This window comes from Janthinobacterium glycogeni (genome assembly GCF_051380725.1).
Lineage (GTDB): Bacteria > Pseudomonadota > Gammaproteobacteria > Burkholderiales > Burkholderiaceae_D > Janthinobacterium.
Window position 1 is genome coordinate 888,547 of record NZ_JBNYXP010000001.1, and the last position, 18,044, is coordinate 906,590.

16 protein-coding genes are annotated in these 18,044 nt (G+C 64.7%); 11 read left to right on the forward strand and 5 right to left on the reverse strand.

What is annotated here, in order from left to right; all coding sequences use genetic code 11:
- The first annotated feature begins 14 nt into the window (after nt 1-14).
- Genes ACQ4W4_RS04075 through ACQ4W4_RS04090 form a run of 4 tightly spaced genes read left to right on the forward strand, consistent with a single transcriptional unit; the run spans nt 15 to nt 4,376 of the window.
- A complete protein-coding gene (locus ACQ4W4_RS04075) occupies nt 15-1,382 on the forward strand; it encodes a TadA family conjugal transfer-associated ATPase (RefSeq protein ID WP_436540877.1) in 1,368 nt (455 codons plus the stop codon).
- Between the two features lie 10 nt (nt 1,383-1,392).
- The gene (locus tag ACQ4W4_RS04080; RefSeq protein ID WP_436540878.1) at nt 1,393-2,367 is read left to right on the forward strand and encodes a type II secretion system F family protein; all 975 of its coding nucleotides are present in this window, start codon (nt 1,393-1,395) and stop codon (nt 2,365-2,367) included.
- A gap of 19 nt (nt 2,368-2,386) precedes the next feature.
- A complete protein-coding gene (locus tag ACQ4W4_RS04085) occupies nt 2,387-3,334 on the forward strand; it encodes a type II secretion system F family protein (RefSeq protein WP_436540879.1) in 948 nt (315 codons plus the stop codon).
- 13 nt (nt 3,335-3,347) lie between these two features.
- A complete protein-coding gene (locus ACQ4W4_RS04090; RefSeq protein WP_436540880.1) occupies nt 3,348-4,376 on the forward strand; it encodes a LytR C-terminal domain-containing protein in 1,029 nt (342 codons plus the stop codon).
- A 20-nt stretch (nt 4,377-4,396) separates the two neighbouring features.
- On the opposite strand, the gene ACQ4W4_RS04095 is transcribed toward ACQ4W4_RS04090, so the two are convergent.
- The 3 genes from ACQ4W4_RS04095 to edd form a co-directional block, all read right to left on the reverse strand.
- Nucleotides 4,397-4,918: a Rhs element Vgr protein gene (locus ACQ4W4_RS04095; RefSeq protein ID WP_436540881.1), complete on the reverse strand. Its 522-nt coding sequence runs from the start codon at nt 4,916-4,918 to the stop codon at nt 4,397-4,399.
- A 100-nt stretch (nt 4,919-5,018) separates the two neighbouring features.
- Nucleotides 5,019-5,648 carry a bifunctional 4-hydroxy-2-oxoglutarate aldolase/2-dehydro-3-deoxy-phosphogluconate aldolase gene (eda, locus tag ACQ4W4_RS04100; RefSeq protein ID WP_289903953.1) on the reverse strand — a complete coding sequence of 210 codons (630 nt, stop codon included), beginning with the start codon at nt 5,646-5,648 and terminating at the stop codon, nt 5,019-5,021.
- A 3-nt stretch (nt 5,649-5,651) separates the two neighbouring features.
- Nucleotides 5,652-7,565, reverse strand: coding sequence for a phosphogluconate dehydratase (gene edd, locus ACQ4W4_RS04105; protein WP_436540882.1), 1,914 nt, complete (start codon nt 7,563-7,565; stop codon nt 5,652-5,654).
- A 336-nt stretch (nt 7,566-7,901) separates the two neighbouring features.
- On the opposite strand from edd, the gene pgi reads away from it, so the two are divergent.
- Nucleotides 7,902-9,566, forward strand: a complete 1,665-nt coding sequence (gene pgi / locus ACQ4W4_RS04110) for a glucose-6-phosphate isomerase (RefSeq protein ID WP_436540883.1) — start codon at nt 7,902-7,904, stop codon at nt 9,564-9,566.
- Between the two features lie 14 nt (nt 9,567-9,580).
- Nucleotides 9,581-10,477, forward strand: a complete 897-nt coding sequence (locus ACQ4W4_RS04115; protein ID WP_436540884.1) for an SMP-30/gluconolactonase/LRE family protein — start codon at nt 9,581-9,583, stop codon at nt 10,475-10,477.
- A 171-nt stretch (nt 10,478-10,648) separates the two neighbouring features.
- Here the strand turns inward: ACQ4W4_RS04115 and ACQ4W4_RS04120 are convergent, their stop codons facing one another.
- Nucleotides 10,649-11,602, reverse strand: coding sequence for a chemotaxis protein (locus ACQ4W4_RS04120; protein WP_436540885.1), 954 nt, complete (start codon nt 11,600-11,602; stop codon nt 10,649-10,651).
- Between the two features lie 172 nt (nt 11,603-11,774).
- Between ACQ4W4_RS04120 and ACQ4W4_RS04125 the strand changes: the two genes are divergently transcribed.
- From ACQ4W4_RS04125 to tal, 4 genes are all read left to right on the forward strand, one after another.
- Nucleotides 11,775-12,068 carry a hypothetical protein gene (locus ACQ4W4_RS04125; RefSeq protein WP_436540886.1) on the forward strand — a complete coding sequence of 98 codons (294 nt, stop codon included), beginning with the start codon at nt 11,775-11,777 and terminating at the stop codon, nt 12,066-12,068.
- 96 nt (nt 12,069-12,164) lie between these two features.
- Nucleotides 12,165-13,637, forward strand: a complete 1,473-nt coding sequence (gene zwf / locus ACQ4W4_RS04130; protein WP_100874099.1) for a glucose-6-phosphate dehydrogenase — start codon at nt 12,165-12,167, stop codon at nt 13,635-13,637.
- A gap of 211 nt (nt 13,638-13,848) precedes the next feature.
- Nucleotides 13,849-14,703 (forward strand): SIS domain-containing protein, encoded by an 855-nt coding sequence (locus ACQ4W4_RS04135; protein WP_034750862.1) that lies wholly within the window; start codon nt 13,849-13,851, stop codon nt 14,701-14,703.
- A 158-nt stretch (nt 14,704-14,861) separates the two neighbouring features.
- On the forward strand, nt 14,862-15,797 hold the full coding sequence (gene tal / locus ACQ4W4_RS04140) for a transaldolase (RefSeq protein ID WP_436540887.1): 936 nt from the start codon (nt 14,862-14,864) through the stop codon (nt 15,795-15,797).
- Nucleotides 15,798-15,864: 67 nt separating this feature from the next.
- On the opposite strand, the gene ACQ4W4_RS04145 is transcribed toward tal, so the two are convergent.
- Nucleotides 15,865-16,719, reverse strand: coding sequence for a hypothetical protein (locus ACQ4W4_RS04145; RefSeq protein ID WP_436540888.1), 855 nt, complete (start codon nt 16,717-16,719; stop codon nt 15,865-15,867).
- A gap of 166 nt (nt 16,720-16,885) precedes the next feature.
- On the opposite strand from ACQ4W4_RS04145, the gene ACQ4W4_RS04150 reads away from it, so the two are divergent.
- Nucleotides 16,886-17,977 (forward strand): patatin-like phospholipase family protein, encoded by a 1,092-nt coding sequence (locus ACQ4W4_RS04150; protein WP_436541117.1) that lies wholly within the window; start codon nt 16,886-16,888, stop codon nt 17,975-17,977.
- Nucleotides 17,978-18,044 lie beyond the last annotated feature (67 nt).

The window sequence follows — 18,044 nt, forward strand, 5'->3', positions numbered from 1 at the left end:
ACCGGAGACCGACCATGACTGCCGAAAAACTCACCCTGCGGGACCGCCTGGGCTATGCCCAGGATGACGCCAGCCTGAACGACGATGCCGCGCACCAGGGCGCAGCCAGTCACAGCTACCAGCAACTCAAGCACCGCACGCACCAGGCGCTGCTCGACCGCGTCGACCTGGAAGGCATGCAGCGCCTGTCGCGCGAGCAGATCCGCGAAGAGCTCAAACTCCTCGTCAGCGACGTGCTCACGGAAGACAATGTCGTGATCAACGAGCTGGAACGGCGCTCGCTGATCCGCGACATCCAGGACGAGGTGCTCGGCTTCGGCCCGCTCGAACCGCTGCTGGCCGATCCCAGCGTGTCCGATATCCTCGTCAACACCTGCCGCCAGGTGTATGTCGAGCGCCACGGCCGCCTGGAACTGAGCGACGTCTGCTTCACCGACGACGCCCACCTGATGAAGATCATCGACAAGATCGTCTCGCGCGTGGGGCGGCGCATCGACGAATCGAGCCCCATGGTCGACGCGCGCCTGCCCGACGGCTCGCGCGTGAACGCCATCATCCCGCCGCTGGCCATCGACGGCCCCGTGATGTCGATCCGGCGCTTCTCGGCCCAGCCCCTGCGCCTGGCCGACCTGATGCTCAAGCACAGCCTGACGGAAGAAATGAGCACCACCCTGCAGGCGCTGGGCAAGGCCAAGGTCAACATCCTGATCTCGGGCGGCACGGGCAGCGGCAAGACCACCATGCTCAATGCGATTTCCGGTTTCATCAGCACGGCCGAACGCATCGTCACCATCGAGGACGCGGCCGAACTGCAGATGCAGCAGCCGCACGTGGTGCGCCTGGAAACGCGCCCGCCGAACATCGAGGGCAAGGGCGAAGTGACGCAGCGCGCGCTGGTGCGCAACGCGCTGCGCATGCGCCCCGACCGCATCATCCTCGGCGAGGTGCGCGGCGCCGAGGCGCTCGACATGCTGGGCGCCATGAACACGGGCCATGAAGGATCGATGGCCACCATCCACGCGAACACCCCGCGCGACGCGCTGACGCGGCTGGAAAACATGATCAGCATGGCCTCGGCGGGCCTGCCCGTGAAGGCCATGCGCCAGCAGATCAGTTCGGCCATCAGCGTGGTGGTGCAGGTGGCGCGCCTGACGGACGGCAAGCGCAAGATCATCTCGATCCAGGAAATCACGGGAATGGAAGGCGAGATGATCACCATGCAGGAAATCTTCACCTTCCGCCAGACCGGCATCGGCGAGGACGGCACGGTGCAGGGACATTTCCATGCCAGCGGCGTGCGGCCGCATTTCCTGGAACGCCTGCGCGCCTTCGGCATCAGCCTGCCGGAAACCCTGTTCGATCCCGCCCGCCAGTACCATTAAGGGGAGCATCATGGACTATCTCTATTACGTATTCGCCATCCTCACCTTCATCGCCGTGGTGCTGCTGATCGAGGGCCTGTACCTGGCGTGGAACACCTCGCGCGGCCCGGAAGCGGAAAGGGTGGCGCGCCGCCTGCGCATCATGTCGGCCGGCGCGCATGGCGACACGGGCAGCTCGATGATCAAGAAGCGCCTGCTCAGTGAGACCCCGGCGCTGCAGCGCGTGCTGCTCAGCGTGCCCCGCGTGCATGCGCTCGACCGCCTGCTGGAACAGTCGGGCCTGAGCTGGAGCGTGGCCAGCTTCGCCGGCGTGATGCTGGCCTCGTCCGGCGCCGCGTTTTTGCTGCTCAGCTACTTCAGCGTGCCGTGGCTGCTGCGCCTGCCGCTGGTGGCCGGCGCGGCCCTGCTGCCGCTGCTGGCGGTCTTGCGCGCCAAGGCCAAGCGCCTGCAGCGCATCGAGCAGCAATTGCCCGATGCGCTGGACCTGATGGCGCGCGCCCTGCGCGCCGGCCACGCCTTCCCCACCGCCCTGAAAATGGTCGGCGATGAAATGAACGCGCCGCTGGCCTTGGAATTTCGCGCCACATTCGACGAAGTCAATTTCGGCATCGCCATGCAGGACGCCCTGATGAACCTGGCCACGCGCGTGCCCAGCACGGACTTGCGCTATTTCGTCATCGCCGTGCTGATCCAGCGCGAAACGGGCGGCAACCTGGCCGAACTGCTCGACAGCATCAGCCGCATCATCCGCGAGCGCATCAAGCTGCTGGGACAGGTGCGCGTGCTGTCGGCCGAAGGCAGGCTGTCGGCCTGGATCCTGTCGCTGCTGCCCTTCGGCGCGGCGGCCATGATCCACCTGACCAATCCGCAGTTCCTGGAAATGCTGTTCGTTGACCCGGGTGGACGCAAGATGCTCGTCGGCGCCCTGCTGCTGATGGCGTGCGGCGTCCTGGTCATGCGCAATATCATCCGCATCCGCGTCTGAGCCCGCTAGGAGAACCCTCATGAATCCCGTGCATATCGCTTTTCTCGCCCTGCTCTTCATCGCCGTCTTCGGCACCGTGCTGGTGGCCATGCGCAGCTTTGCCCCCGATCCCCTGCGCCAGCGCATGGACAACGCCACCGGCAAGAGCGCGGCGGCGCCCGGCGCATCGGCGCCCAGCCCCTGGCTGGCGCGCATGGTGCGCCTGAGCGGCCCGCTGGCCAAACTGTCGCTGCCCGACCAGGGCTGGGAAGGCTCCGTGATGCGTCGGCGCTTCATGAATGCCGGCCTGCGCCAGGCGTCGGCGCCCATCCTGTTCTTTTCCGCCAAGACCATGCTGGCCATCGGCCTGCCCCTGCTGCTGTTCCTGGGATTGAGCGCCTCGGGCAGCCAGATGGCGGGCAAGGCGCTGCTGTTCTGGCTGCTGATCGTGGCCGCCGTCGGCTACTACCTGCCCAACTTCGTCCTGCAACAAATGATCAAGCGGCGCCAGCGCGATATCTTCGAAAGCTTTCCCGATGCACTGGACTTGATGACGGTGTGCGTGGAAGCGGGCCTGGCCATGGATGCGGCGCTGGCCCGCGTGGCGGCGGAAATCGCCCTGAAAAGCGCCGTGCTGGCCGAGGAACTGCATCTGGTGATGCTGGAACTGCGCGCCGGCAACACCAAGGAGCGGGCGCTGCGCAACCTGGCCCTGCGCACGGGCGTCGAGGATGTCGACGCGCTGGTGGCCATGCTGATCCAGGCCGAGCGCTTCGGCACCAGCATCGCCGCCTCGCTGCGCGTGCAGTCGGACCAGCTGCGCACCAAGCGCCGCCAGATGGCCGAGGAAGAAGCGGCGAAGATCGCCCTCAAGCTGCTGTTCCCGCTGATCTTCTTCATCTTCCCTTCGCTGCTGGTCGTCCTGATGGGACCGGCCTTCCTGCAAATCTACCGCGTGCTCCTGCCCAGCATGGGCAGCGGCAGCTGACCGGAGAACCGCCATGTCACAGCCCACCACCCTGATGCTCATGCTCGCCTGCGCCGGCCTGCTGCCCGCCTGCGGTCACCTGCCCGGCCCGGCCAGCCCGCACAGCCAGGCCAATCATGCTGCGCCGCCCCAGGCGCGCAGCGATGACAGTCGCGCCACCCGCGCGGCCGCTTTCTGCAAGCTGGGCAAACGCCTGCAGGCACTGGGAGACGCGCGCGCGGCGCTGGCCGCCTACCGCGAAGCCCTGCTGCTTGAGCCCGACTCGCCCGACGCGCGCAATGGCGCCGCCGTGCTGCACGCGCAGCTGGGCCAGCTGGAAACGGCGCGCACCATGCTGCAGGCGCTGAGCAGCGAAGCGCCGACGGCCAGGACGTACAACAACCTCGGCTACGTGCTGTACCTGCAGGGAGAGTATGCCCAGGCGGCGAGCGTGCTGCGCCAGTCGCTGCAGCTCGACAACGGCCAGCAGCCGGCGCGCGCCAACCTGGAACTGGCCATCGCGGCGCTGGCGCGCAGCATAGGGACGGTCGATGCGGTCGATGCCACCGCGGACGCCATCGCGCCCGACCTGGCGCCGGCGCCAACGACGCCTGCCAGCCGCCTGCAGCTGACGCAGTTGCAGCCGAATATCTTCACGCTGAGCTGGCGCGACGCTCCCTTGGCGGCGCGCACCACCGTGCCAGTCCCGGCAAAACCGGTGGCGCCGGCGGCACCTCTGCCACGGCTGGAAGTCATCAACGGCAATGGCGCAACGGGCATGGCGGCGCGCATGCGCGGCATGCTGGGCGGCATGGGCATCAGCGTGCTGCGGCTGGCCAACCAGCGGCCGTACGGTGTCCAGGCCAGCAGCATCATCTACCGTCCCGGCCATGCGCAGGCGGCCGCCGCCCTGGCACTGGCCCTGGGCGGCATGCCGCAGCTGCAAGCGGCGGACGACGGTGGCATCGGCGCGGGCGCCGACCTGCGTCTATTGCTGGGCAAGGATGCGGCGGCCAGCCTGCGCGCGCCGGACGTGCGCCTGGCGTCGAACACGGCACCGTAGCAGTGGCATCCGCGGCGGCATCAGCGCGGCAGCAGGCGGCGGTCGGCGGGGTCGAGCAGGAAGCCTTGCAGGATGTCCTGCAGCTGCGGCAGCTTGGCCACGTAGGCGGGAATGCCCAGCTGGCGCGCGCCGAAGTAGTGGGCGATGATGTCGCCCTGCTGCTCCATGTTGAAGTCGGACAGGATGCCGCCTGCCTGCGCATCGTAGCGGTAGGCGCGCTGCCCGATGTAGCCGCCGCGCAGCGCCAGCAGCACGCCATGCAGCAGCACGCTGTAGCCGAGCTGGTACTGCCACACGTGCACCATTTCGTGGATGAAGAACAGCTTGCCGCCATTGCCTTCGCGGGAAAAATCGTCGCGGTACTGGGCCGGCATGAAATGCAGGCTGCCGCGCGGCGCCATCGCCGTGTTCTGGTCCTGCAAGCCGAACGGGAGGAAGGAGCCGCGCACGACGCGCACGCGCGCGTAGTCGATGGCGCCCTGGAAGACGCTGCGGGCCATGGCGGTTTCGCCGATGGTGAGGGGGCGGCGCAAGACGCGCATGGCACTCCGTCGGAAGAAAGAAACGGCAAGCATGCAAGCTTGCCGCATACTATAACTGCTAGTACCTGACAATAGCGTATGCCAGGTACGACTCAAACGACTAAACCGAACGCAGGCCGCTGGCTGCCTTCGCGATTTCCGTGATGCGGTCCCAGTTGCCTGCCGCGATCGCGTCTTTCGGCGTCAGCCACGAGCCGCCCACGCAGGCGACGTTCTTGCACGCCAGGAACTGCGACGCCGTCTCTTGCGAGATGCCGCCCGTCGGGCAGAACGTGATGTCCGGCAGCGGGCCGTAGATCGCGTTGAGCATGCCGATGCCGCCGGCCGGCACGGCCGGGAACAGTTTCAGCTGCTGGAAGCCGTTTTCACGCGCCGCCATCACTTCGCCCGGCGTCATCACGCCCGGCAGCAGGGGCAGGCCGCTGCTTTTCGCCGCCGCCACCAGGGCCGACGTCAGGCCCGGCGAGACGCCGAAGACGGCGCCCGCATCGCGCGCCTGCGCGAATTCCTCGGGACGGGTCAAGGTGCCCACGCCGACGATGGCGCCCGGCACGGCCGACATGGCGCGGATCGCTTCGAGACCGTGCTTGGTGCGCAGGGTCACTTCCAGCACGCGGATGCCGCCCGCCACCAGCGCGCGCGCCAGCGGTACGGCGTGTTCAGGATCGTCGATCGCAATCACGGGGATCACGCTCGAGGTGCGCATAATTTCCAGTAGTGTCATGGTCATCTCTTATTTCCTAGCCAAAAAGTCTTCATCGGAACCCGGTACGGTATCGCCGACATTGTCGGCGTCGTGCAAGGCGACGGTGGTGGGAATCGGCGACGGCAGGCCGAAGGTGGTGGCACCCTCTTCCGCCGCGCTGACGGTGGAACGGAACATGGAAAACAGCTCGCGGCCCATGCCGACGTGGTTCGGCGACAAATCGGCCGTGACCAGCGCACGCGCGTGCCAGACGTCGGCCGGCACCAGCGCCTCGAGCACGCCGGTGAAGGCGTCGAGGCGGATGATGTCGCCGTCGCGCACCAGGCCCAGCGGGCCGCCGGCGAGGATTTCAGGCGAGACGTGGATGGCGGCCGGCACCTTGCCCGACGCGCCCGACATGCGGCCATCGGTGACCAGCGCCACGTGGCGGCCCGCATCCTGCAAGTTGGCCAGCGCGGGGGTCAGCGCATGCAGTTCCGGCATGCCGTTGGCGCGCGGGCCCTGGAAGCGCAGCACGGCGACAAAGTCGCGGTCCAAGGATCCCGCCTTGTAGGCGGCCATGAAATCTTCCTGCGAATTGAACACCAAGGCAGGCGCTTCGACCGTGCGGTGCTGCGGCTTGACGGCCGACACCTTCATCACGGCGCGGCCCAGGTTACCCGCCACCAGGACCATGCCGCCGTCCGGCGCGAACGGATTCGAGGCGGGGCGCAGCACGTTCTCGTCGGCGCTGGCGGCCGGCGCGTCTTTCCAGAAGACCTTGCCGTCTTCGCCGAGGAACGGCTCCATGCAGTGCGCGCGCAAGCCATGGCCCAGGATGGTGTTGACATCCTCGTGCAGCAAGCCCGCGTCGAGCAATTCGCGGATCAGGTAACCTGTGCCGCCGGCCGCGTGGAAATGGTTCACGTCGGCGTCGCCGTTCGGGTAGATGCGCGTGAGCATCGGCACGATGGCCGACAGTTCATTGAAATCGTTCCAGTCGATGACGATGCCGGCCGCCTTGGCGATCGCCACCAGGTGCAGGGTGTGGTTGGTCGAACCGCCCGTGGCCAGCAAGCCCACGACGGCGTTGACGATACATTTCTCGTCGACGATATGGCCGACCGGCAGGTAGCTGGCGCTTTGCGCCGTGATGACGGCGGCGCGCTGGGCGGCGGCCCTGGTCAGCGCATCGCGCAGCGGCGTGTTCGGCGTGATGAAGGCGGCGCCCGGCAAGTGCAGGCCCATCACTTCCATCAGCATCTGGTTGCTGTTCGCCGTGCCGTAGAAGGTACAGGTGCCGGCGCCGTGATAGGCTTTCGATTCGCCTTCGAGCAAGTCTTCGCGCGTGGCCTTGCCTTGCGCATACAGCTGGCGCACTTTGGCTTTTTCCTGGTTGGACAGACCCGACGTCATCGGACCGGCCGGCACGAAGACGGCCGGCAAGTGGCCGAAGTGCAGCGCGCCGATCAACAGGCCCGGCACGATCTTGTCGCACACGCCCAGGTACAGGGCCGCGTCGAACATATTGTGCGACAGCGCCACGGCCGTCGACATGGCGATGGTGTCGCGCGAGAACAGCGACAATTCCATGCCCGGCTGGCCCTGCGTCACGCCATCGCACATGGCGGGCACGCCACCGGCGAACTGGGCGACGGCGCCCACTTCGCGCACGGCTTGCTTGATGATCTGCGGGAAGCCTTCGAAGGGCTGGTGCGCCGACAGCATGTCGTTGTACGAGGACACGATGGCCACGGACGGCTTCTTGTATTCTTTCAGCGACAGCTTGTCGTTGGCGGGAAAGGCGGCAAAGCCGTGCGCCAGGTTGGTGCACGACAGGGCGCCGCGCTGCACGCCCTGGATGCGGGCAGCATCCAGATGCGCCAGATAGGCGCCGCGCGATGGCCGGCTGCGCGCGATGATGCGCGCTGTTACGGATTCGACTACTGGATGCAGCGCCATATGGATTTCCTTAAAAATGAGTATTTCGTGAAATTTTACTACAAAACGGTGAAGAAGAAGCACTCTTGCATGGGCCAATAACACAAATAAGCCACGGATTGCGGCATATCAAGGCAAGCCCGGCAAATATCGCGTAGCGGCAGCTGTCAACATAGCTCTTATATGGCACGGGCACAAACGCTAAAAAAAGCACAACAAAATCGGCTTCGCGTCATAAACTGTAGTGAAATTACGTTTTTCTGATGTATTATTCTCATACCAATGCCGGACCCGCTGTTCGCCACCCCGAACGCGCCGCGCTCCTTTCAACCGAGACAAGCACCCAAGCCGACCGCCATGCGCCAGCCAGCACCTACTCCTGCCATCACCGCCACCGCCAGTTTCCAGTCCCTGCAAGCGCATAGCGCCAGCCTGCGCGAAGTGCATCTGCGCCAGCTGTTCGCCGCCGACCCCGCACGTTTCTCGACGATGACGGTCGATGCGGCCGGCCTGCTGCTCGATTACTCGAAAAACAGGGTCGAGGCCACCGCCATGGCGCTGCTGATGGACCTGGCCCGCGAGCGCGGCGTGGAAGCGCAGCGCGAAGCCATGTTTACCGGCGAGAAAATCAATCTTACCGAACATCGGGCCGTTCTGCATACCGCCTTGCGCGCGCCACGCGGCACCAAGCTGGTCGTCGATGGCCAGAATATCGATGCCGACGTGCAAGATGTACTGCAGCGCGTCAAGGCATTTACGGACAAGGTCCGCAATGGCAGCTGGCTCGGCTACACGGGCAAGCCCATCTGCGACATCGTCAACATCGGCATCGGCGGCTCGGACCTGGGCCCGAAGATGACGTGCCTGGCGCTGCGCTCCTATGCCAACCCGGGACTGGAAATGCACTTCGTTTCCAACGTCGACGGCCACGACATGGAAGCGACTTTATCGAAAGTCGATCCGGAAACCACCTTGTTCATCGTGGCGTCGAAAACTTTTGTTACGGCTGAAACCATGCTCAACGCCAACACGGCGCGCGCCTGGTTCCTGCTCGAAGGCAAAGAAAAGGATCTGGCGCAACATTTTGTGGCCGTGTCGACCAACACGCAAGCCATCGTCGACTTCGGCATTTCGCCGGACAATATGTTCCCGTTCTGGGACTGGGTCGGCGGCCGCTATTCCGTCTGGTCCTCGATCGGCCTGGCCGTGGCGCTGTCCGTGGGCTTTGAATACTTCAGCGATTTCCTCGCCGGCGCGCATGCGATGGACCAGCACTTCCGCCAGGCGCCATTGGAACAGAACATGCCCGTCGTGCTGGCCATGGTGGGTTTTTGGAACCGCCAGTTCCTCGATTGCGGCTCCGTTTCCATCGCGCCGTATCACCAGGATTTGAGCCGCTTTGCCGCCTACCTGCAACAGCTGGACATGGAAAGCAACGGCAAGCGCGTCACCAAGGATGGCGTGCCCGTCGACGTGCCGACCGGCCCCGTCATCTGGGGCGATTGCGGCACGAATGCCCAGCACGCGTATTTCCAGCTGCTGCACCAGGGCACGGACATCACCCCCATCGACTTCATCGCCGCCCTGCGCGCCACGCACGACTTGCCCGGCCACCACGACGCCCTGCTGGCCAACTGCTTCGCCCAGTCGGAAGCCTTCATGACGGGCAAGACGGCCGAGGAAGTGCGTCTCGACCTGCAGGCGCAGGGCTTGGCGGACAGCGAGATCGAAGCACTGGTACCGCACAAGACTTTCCCCGGCAACCGCCCCAGCAACACCATTTTGATGGACCAGCTGACCCCGACCACCCTGGGCGCCCTGATCGCGCTGTACGAACACAAAACCTTCGTGCAGGGCGTCCTGTGGAACGTCAACAGTTTCGACCAGTGGGGCGTGGAACTGGGCAAGGTGCTGGCCAAGAAAATCCAGGCCGAACTGACGGGCGAAGCCCGTCCCGACCACCACGACAGCTCGACCAATGGCTTGATTGCCCTGGCGAAAGCCGCCAAGGCGGCGTATTAACTTAATTGAGGTTTATGAATATTTACGAAATCAAGGTCGTCAGCGACAAAGCCATGCAAGTGGGCGAATGCCCGCTATGGCACGGCAAGGAAGCGGCCCTGTACTGGGTCGACATCGATGGCCGCGCCGTGCACCGGCTGCACCCGGCCAGCGGCAAGCATGCGCAGTGGAACATGCCGACGGAACCGTCGGCGCTGGCCATCAACGCCGGCGGCGGCCTGATCGTAGCCCTGCGCAGCGGCTTTGCCCACCTCGACACGAAGACCGGCAGCCTGGCGGAAATCGCGCCGGCGCCGTTCGACATGGCCACCACGCGCTTCAACGACGGCAAGGTCGACCCGGCCGGCCGCTTCTGGGTCGGCACGATTTTCGAGCCGCGCAACGCCGATGCGGCGGAAATGTTCGTGCTGGAAAAGGGTCAAGTACGCAAGGTCTGGTCGGGCGGCATGACCGTGTCGAACGGCCTGGGCTTCAGTCCCGACGGGCGCACCATGTATCACGCGGATACCACCACACACCGCATCGACCGCTTCGACTTCGACGCAGCCATGGGAGCCATTTCCGCGCCGCAACCGTTCCAGCGCTTTTCCATGGACAAGAAAGCGTTGGATTACGGCGGGCGCCCCGATGGCGCGGCCGTCGACAGCGAAGGCAATTACTGGTCGGCCATGTTTGAAGGCGGCAAGATCTTGCGCTTCGCCCCCGATGGCCATTTACTGGGCGAAATTACCGTGCCCGTGCGCTGTCCCACCATGGTGACATTCGGCGGCCCCGACCTGCGCACCCTGTACATCACCAGCGCCAGCCACAACCGCTCGGCAGCAGAAATCGCCGACTACCCGCTGACGGGTCACGTGTTGTCCGTGCGCGTGGACGTGGCAGGCCAGCCAGAACACCTGTATCAGGCGTAATCGTTTCAAACATGAAAAAGCGCCGGACCCTCGCGGGTGCCGGCGCTTTTTTTTACGCTCACGTAGGTCGGATTAGCGGGGCAGGCCCCGCGTAATCCGACAACAGTATGGGCCATGCTGGCGCCGGATGACGCGGCGCGCGCCGCTAATCCGACCTACAGTTGCCTCAGCTTACCGCGACAGCACCTTGCGGATGGTTTCCGCCAATTCAGCCGCAACAAACTTGGCCACATAACCATCGGCGCCCACGCCCTTGACATGGTCTTCGTTGGTCGAGCCCGTCAGCGACGAGTGGATCACCACGGGGATGTTGGCGAAGCGGCCATCGTTCTTGATGTTGCGCGTCAAGGTAAAGCCGTCCATTTCCGGCATTTCCAGGTCGGTCAGCACCAGCGCGACCTTGTCTTTTGCCGTCTTGCCTTCGGTGGCCGCCTGGGCCGAGATCGCCTGCAGGCGCTCCCACGCTTCCTTGCCCGTCTTGGTCATGATGAAAGGCACGCCCATCGCTTCGAGGCCCTTTTCGATCAGCGAGCGGGCCAGCGAGGAATCGTCGGCCGCGAGGATCACGGCGCCGGCCGGCAAGCGCACTTGCGGGCCGATGCTGTTTTCGTCCACGTCCGGGTCGCCCGACGGCAGCACGTTGCGCAGGATTTGCTCCACGTCCAGCACTTGCGCCAGGCGTGTCTTGTCCGTGTCGCCATCGAGGCGGGCGATGCTGGTGACGAGGCCGCCGCCGACGCTCGATTCGGCCGACAGGACCTGGTTCCATTCGAGGCGCACGATTTCATCGACCTCTTCCACGGCAAACGCCTGTGTCGAGCGGGCAAATTCCGTCACCATCAGAATCTTCAAACCGCTGCTCTTGCAGCCGACCGCCATCGGCAAATCGATCACGGGAACGATCTGACCACGGATATTGACCACGCCCAGCATGTGCGGGTGCGAGCCAGCCACCGCCGTGATGGCCGGCATTTCCATGATTTCACGGACTTTGAACACATTGATGCCGAACAGCTCGCGGCTGGCCGAGTGATCACTGGTCCCCAGCTTGAACAGGAACAGTTCGAATTTATTATTGCCTGTCAGGCTGGTGCGTTCATCGACATCTTGCTGCATTGAATTCATTGTGTCCCCTTGAGCCGTCTTGTAAAGTTAAGTCGCCCGCCCCTGATGCTGCGGACAGTGCGGACTGCACGTCGCATGGACGCCGGACGGCGGGTTTGGGGCATGGCCGGCGCTAACGGTGCAGTGTATATCGTACAACTTCATACAACCAATAGTTGCTATCGATTCGAGCTTGAATTATACGGTTTTTTACTTTCCTCAAAGCTACTTTACGCTGCCAACGGCGATCCTGACAGCATTTCTTGATTTGCTTGTTGCTACAGCGCAAATGATGACGGAGAGAATCGAAAATTTCCCTGGCAACCATGGTTGCTTTGCAAAGCCGACAACAAGCCTGACGCTGCGCCAGCGCCGGCGAACGGCATATAATGGCCATGCCGGCATCACTGGCATCCATGTCGGGCAAAATGGCGACGGCGGCGGAGGGAATGTAGTAAAATTTCTTGCAATTGCCTGTTCTACGTAGTAAATTTACACCATCGATTATAGTAGCGACAGACTGGCACTTCCGGTCGGCTTTCTCCCCGCTCCGGCCCTTTTACTTTTGCGACGACACTCACTTATGGCACTTACCGATTTTGACCTGGTCCTGTTTGGCGGCAGCGGCGATTTAGCAATGCGCAAGTTGTTGCCTGCAATGTATGCGCGCGACGTCGCGAACGATTTGCCGCCGACGGCGCGCATCATCTGTGTGGGCCGCCAGGACAGCGGCCAGGATGCCTTCCTGAAGATGGTGGAGACCAACTCGCGTCCCCACATCAAGGCCAGCACCCTGAACGCCGCCACCTGGAGCAAATTTTGCGCGCGTATCGTTTATGTGTCGCTCAACGCCAGCGATGCTGCCACGTACGCGCCGCTGGTCGAAGCGCTGCGCGGCGATGCCGAGCTGACGCGCGTGTACTACCTGGCGACGCCGCCGCATCTGTTCGCGCTGATCTGCGACAACCTGGAAGACAACGGCCTGGTCACGCCGAATTCGCGCGTGGTGCTGGAAAAACCGCTGGGCCGCGACCTGGCCAGCGCCAAGCAGATCAATGCCGAAGTGGGCAAGGTCTTCCAGGAATCGCAGATCTACCGTATCGACCATTACCTGGGCAAGGAAACCGTACAGAACTTGCTGGCCCTGCGCTTCGGCAACATCCTGTTCGAACCGCTGTGGCGCCGCGAATGGATTTCCGACGTGCAGATCACCATCGCCGAAAAGCTGGGCGTGGGCAACCGCATGGGTTACTACGACACCTCGGGCGCGCTGCGCGACATGCTGCAAAACCACTTGCTGCAACTGCTGTGCATCGTCGCCATGGAACCGCCGACCTCGATCGCACCGGACGCCGTGCGCGATGAAAAGCTGCAAGTGCTGCGCTCGCTGAAAAAATTCACACCGACCACCCTGGCGCAAAACATCGTGCGCGGACAGTACCGCGCCGGCCACGTCGACGGCGCCACCGTGCCGAGCTACCGCGACGAACCGGATGCGCCGGAACATTCACGCACCGAAACCTTCGTTGCCCTGAAGGCGGAAATCGACACCTGGCGCTGGGCCGGCGTGCCGTTCTACCTGCGCACGGGCAAGCGCATGGCCGACAGCCTGGCCGAGATCGTCGTGCGCTTCAAGCAGATCCCGCATTCGATCTTCAACCAGCCGACGTCGAGCTTCCAGCCGAACTGCCTGGTGATCCGCTTGCAGCCGGACGAAGGCCTGCGCATGAATCTGATGGCGAAAACCCCGGGCGACGGCATGCGCTTGAAACCGGCGGAGCTGGAACTCGATTTCCGCGAATCGTTCAAGACGCCGCGCATGGACGCCTACGAGCGATTGCTGCTCGACGTCTTGCGCGGCCAGCTGACCCTGTTCATGCGCGGCGACGAACTGGAAGCGGCCTGGGAATGGGTCGAGCCGATTCTCGACAACTGGGAACAGAACGACAGCGCGCCGATTCCGTACACGGCCGGCACCTGGGGCCCGGCAGCCGCCAGCGCCCTGATCGGCCGCGATGGCTTGCAGTGGCGTGAAGAGGCGCTTCCTGAAGACTAGTTTGGCAGCGCAAGGAGCCGTGCCTTGCAAGGCGCGGCCGTTACGCAGGCGCGGAGCGGTGCTCCGCGAAACCCCTGCTTCACCCCTGCCGGAAGACTAAGCTAGCAGGGCAAGGAGCCGTGCCTCGCAAGGCACGGCCGTTACGCAGGCGCGGAGCGGTGCTCCGCGAAACCCCTGCTTCACCGCTTCCCGAAAACAGAAGACTAATTTAATGCTGCTCGATTCCATCCGCACCCAGCTCGATTCGCTCTCCAAGTCGGAGAAGAAGGTCGCGCTGGCCGTGCTTGACCAGCCCAACCAGACGGTCAGCCAGAACATCACGGCACTGGCGAAAAGCGCGCAGGTGTCGGAACCGACCGTGGTGCGCTTTTGCCGCACCCTGGGCTATGACGGCTGGCATGAATTCAAGCTGAAGCTGGCGCAGGGCCTGGCCCTGGCCATGCCGGGCGCGAACGAGCAGCCGGCGCAGGACGATCTGGCGGCCGACCTGGTCAATAAAATCTGCAGCCGCTCGATCAACACCCTGCTCGACCTGCGCAACAACCTGAATCCGGAAGCGATCCAGCGCGCGCTCGACATCCTGTCGCGCGCCAGCAAGATCGAATTCTATGGCCAGGGCACGTCGGGCATCGTGGCGGCCGACGCGCAGCACAAGTTCTTCCGCTCGGGCGTGCCGACGGTGGCCTACAGCGACCCGAACATCCACAGCATCGCGGCGGCCCTGCTGCGCGGCGGCGACTGCCTGGTGGCCATCTCGCAGCGCGGCAACAGCCCCGCCCTGGTGCGCTCCGTGAAACTGGCGCGCCGCGGCGGCGCCGACGTCGTCGTGCTGGCCCCATCGGGCACGCCGCTGGCCGACCTGGCGACCGTGCTGATCCCGATCGACCTGGTCTTCAACACCGACCCCTACACCCCGATTTCCGCCCGCCTGGCCTACCTGGTGGTGATCGACGTGCTGGCCGTGGGCCTGGCCCTGCAACGGGGGCCCGAGTTCCGCAAGAAAATGCAGAACGCGCAAAAGGCGCTGCAGGAATTCGACATGCAGTTCGATTCGTTTATTGGCTAAAAAGCGGCAATCCGGGGTCAGACCCGCCGGGTCTGACCCCGGCACTCAGTTTTGGGGTGCAAGACCAGCATGCCCTCCCGCCACGCAAGAGCACCAGCGCACTGCCGCGGATTATGTACAATACCCTGGCAAGCCCATTCACTCTTTCCTGTGCAGCCATGAACCAACTCGAACAACTGAAGCAATTTACTACCGTGGTGGCCGACACCGGCGACTTCCAATCGATCCAGGCCTACACGCCGCGCGATGCGACGACGAATCCGTCGCTGATCCTGAAGGCCGTGCAGAAGGATGAATACAAGCCGCTGCTGGAAAAGGCCGTGCGCGACCATCCCAACGCCTCCACCGCCGAGATCATCGACCGGCTGCTGATCGCCTTTGGCGTGGAAATCCTGCAAACCATCCCCGGCCGCGTCTCCACCGAAGTCGATGCGCGCCTGTCGTTCGACACGCAGGGCACGGTGGCCAAGGGCCGCGACCTGATCGCCCTGTATTCGAACGCGGGCATTCCACGCGAGCGCGTGCTGATCAAGATCGCGTCCACCTGGGAAGGCATCCGCGCCGCCGCCATCCTGGAACAGGAAGGCATCCGCTGCAACATGACCCTGCTGTTCTCGCTGGCCCAGGCGATTGCCTGCGCCGAAGCGGGCGCCCAGCTCATTTCCCCGTTCGTCGGCCGCATCTACGACTGGTACAAGAAATCGACGGGCATCGACTACGTGGGCGCGGAAGACCCGGGCGTGCAATCGGTACGCCGCATCTACAATTACTACCGCAAGTTCGGCTACAAGACCGAGGTGATGGGCGCGAGCTTCCGCAATACCTCGCAAATCCTCGAACTGGCCGGCTGCGACCTGCTCACCATCAGCCCCGACCTGCTGCAAAAGCTGGCCGACAGCGATGCGCCGGTGGAACGCAAGCTGAGCGCCGAAGCGGCGCCATCGACCAACATCGTGCAGATGTCGCTGAACGAAGAAGCCTTCCGCTTCATGATGAATGAAGACGCGATGGCGACGGAAAAACTGGCCGAAGGCATCCGCGCCTTCTGCATCGATTCCGGCAAGCTGAAACAGATGATCGCGGCATTGCGCTAAGCCCGACGCACGAAAAAAAAGCGGCGTCCGTGCAGTGCACGGCGCCGCTTTTTTCATGCAGGGACGATCAAGAGCAACGGAAGGTCGCTACGCCCTGGTAATTGGCGCCGTTGGCCATGACCACCTTGTAGCCGCCCGTGACCAGGTAGGTTCCCGTGCCGCCGTCACCCAGCGCCAGCAGCATGCCCGAGCTGCCACCCAGGAAGCCGCCGCTGATGACCGTCATGTCCGGCGTGTTGATCGTGCCGGTGCCGCTGGCCTTGCCAGTGCTGCCGCCGGCCGTGGCGTCGACCGTCATGGCCAGCGCGGCGCCCGCGGCGCCGAAAGACAAGGTGGCGCTGCCGCTGGCCGTGCCGAAATAGCCGTCCTGCTGCACGCTGGCGCCGCCCGTGTAGCTGGGCGCCGTGAACTTGCCCGCATCGCATTGGAAGACGCCGGTGAAAGGCAAGGCCGCCAATGTGTTATAGACGCTGTAGTGGGCACTGGCATTGTTGCCGCTCATGACCGTGCTGCCGCTGCTGCGCGTAAGTGTGCCGGTGAACCAGCGTCCCTGCGCAAATGCCGCGTCGCCGACGATGTCGCGCGTGATGGCGGGCGTGCCGCTGAAGCCGACGCCCGAGATTTCGCTCAGGGCGCCGGAACTGTCTTGCGTCATGCTGCGCAAGGTGCCGTAGGCCTGGCTGCCAACGGCCAGCAACAGATAGCGCGGGCTCAGCCCTTTCGCAAACGGCGCGCTGACGCTGCCCGTGTCGCTGCCGGCGGGCGGGGTGACCGGCGTCACCGGAGGGAGTGGATTGACTGGCGTGGCCGGATTCGCGGCAACCTGGGCATCGGCGGAAGAAGAGCCGCCGCCACAAGCACTGAGGGTGGCAGCCAGCACGACTGGCAAAACAAGGCGGGAAGCGCAGCTTGGTTGTTTCATGTATTCCTTATGACAAAAAAGGCAAGGACGGAACGCTTGCATAGCATCTGTATATTTCAAATAATATTGCTTGTTCCTCTCAACTGTCGCACGCTTGCGACCGCGCATTGGCGCGGCATGACGCTGCAATCGCTACAATAGGCAATCGCCACCAGCCTCCATGCGCATGTCCTTCACCCTGCCTGCCTCGTCCGCCATCACCATCCGCCTGGGCCGCCGCGCCCGGACGCGCATCGCCGAAAACGGGGTGCGCGCCAGCGACATCGCCATCGTCCCTGCCGCCGCAGGCGGGCCGAAAGGCCTCATCCTGCACCAGCTCGATTGCTGGCTGTTCGGCGACTTCCTGCCGCAGGCGCCGCGCCCGCGCCAGTTCGTCGGCGCCTCGATCGGCGCCTGGCGCATGGCCGCCGCCGTGTTCCCCGACCCTGTCGCGGCGCAGCGCCGCCTGGTGCGCGAATATGTGGGCCAGCGCTATCCCGACAAACCCGATGCGGCGCACGTCAGCCGCACGTGCCGCGCCCTGCTCGACGCCGTCCTCGACGGCCAGGAGGCGCAACTGCTGCGGCACGAGCGCCATAGCCTGTCGGTGCTGGCCGTGCGCGGCATCGGCGCGCTGGCGCAGCCTGGCAAATGGCGCGACCGGCGCGGCTTCCTGCTGGCCGCCGCCGGCAACGCCGTGGCGCGCGCGCGGCTGGCCGCCTCGCTGGAACGCACCGTGTTCCATGCCGGACCGGACGGCGCCAGCTGGCTGCGCTCGCGCTTCGACGCCTTTCATTCGCATTTCGTGCCGCTGGCGCAGAACAACCTGCGCGACGCGCTGCTGGCCTCCGGCTCCATCCCGCTGGTGCTCGATGCGGTCGCGGACATCGCCGGCGCGCCGCCCGGGCGCTACTGGGACGGCGGCCTGGTCGACTATCACCTGCACCTGCCCTACCAGCGCGAACCGGATCTGGTGCTGTACCCGCATTTTGCCGACCATATCGTGCCGGGCTGGCTGGACAAGGCCATGCCCTGGCGCCGCGCGCGCCGCGGCGATAGCGCACTCGACAACATGATCCTCGTCTCGCCCTCGCCCGCCTTCGTGGCCAGCCTGCCCAACGGCAAATTGCCGGACCGGCGCGACTTCCCCCATTACGGCCAGGACCACGCGGCGCGCATGCGCGACTGGCGCCGCGCCATCGCGGAAAGCGAGCGCATGGCGGCCGCATTCGCCCGCTGGGCCGAGCAGCCGGACTTGCGCCAGGCGGGCGATCTGTAGCACGGGCGTGGCTGCAACAGGCGCAAAGACAAGCGCGCTTTTCCCTCGCCTCTTGGTCACTTATCAG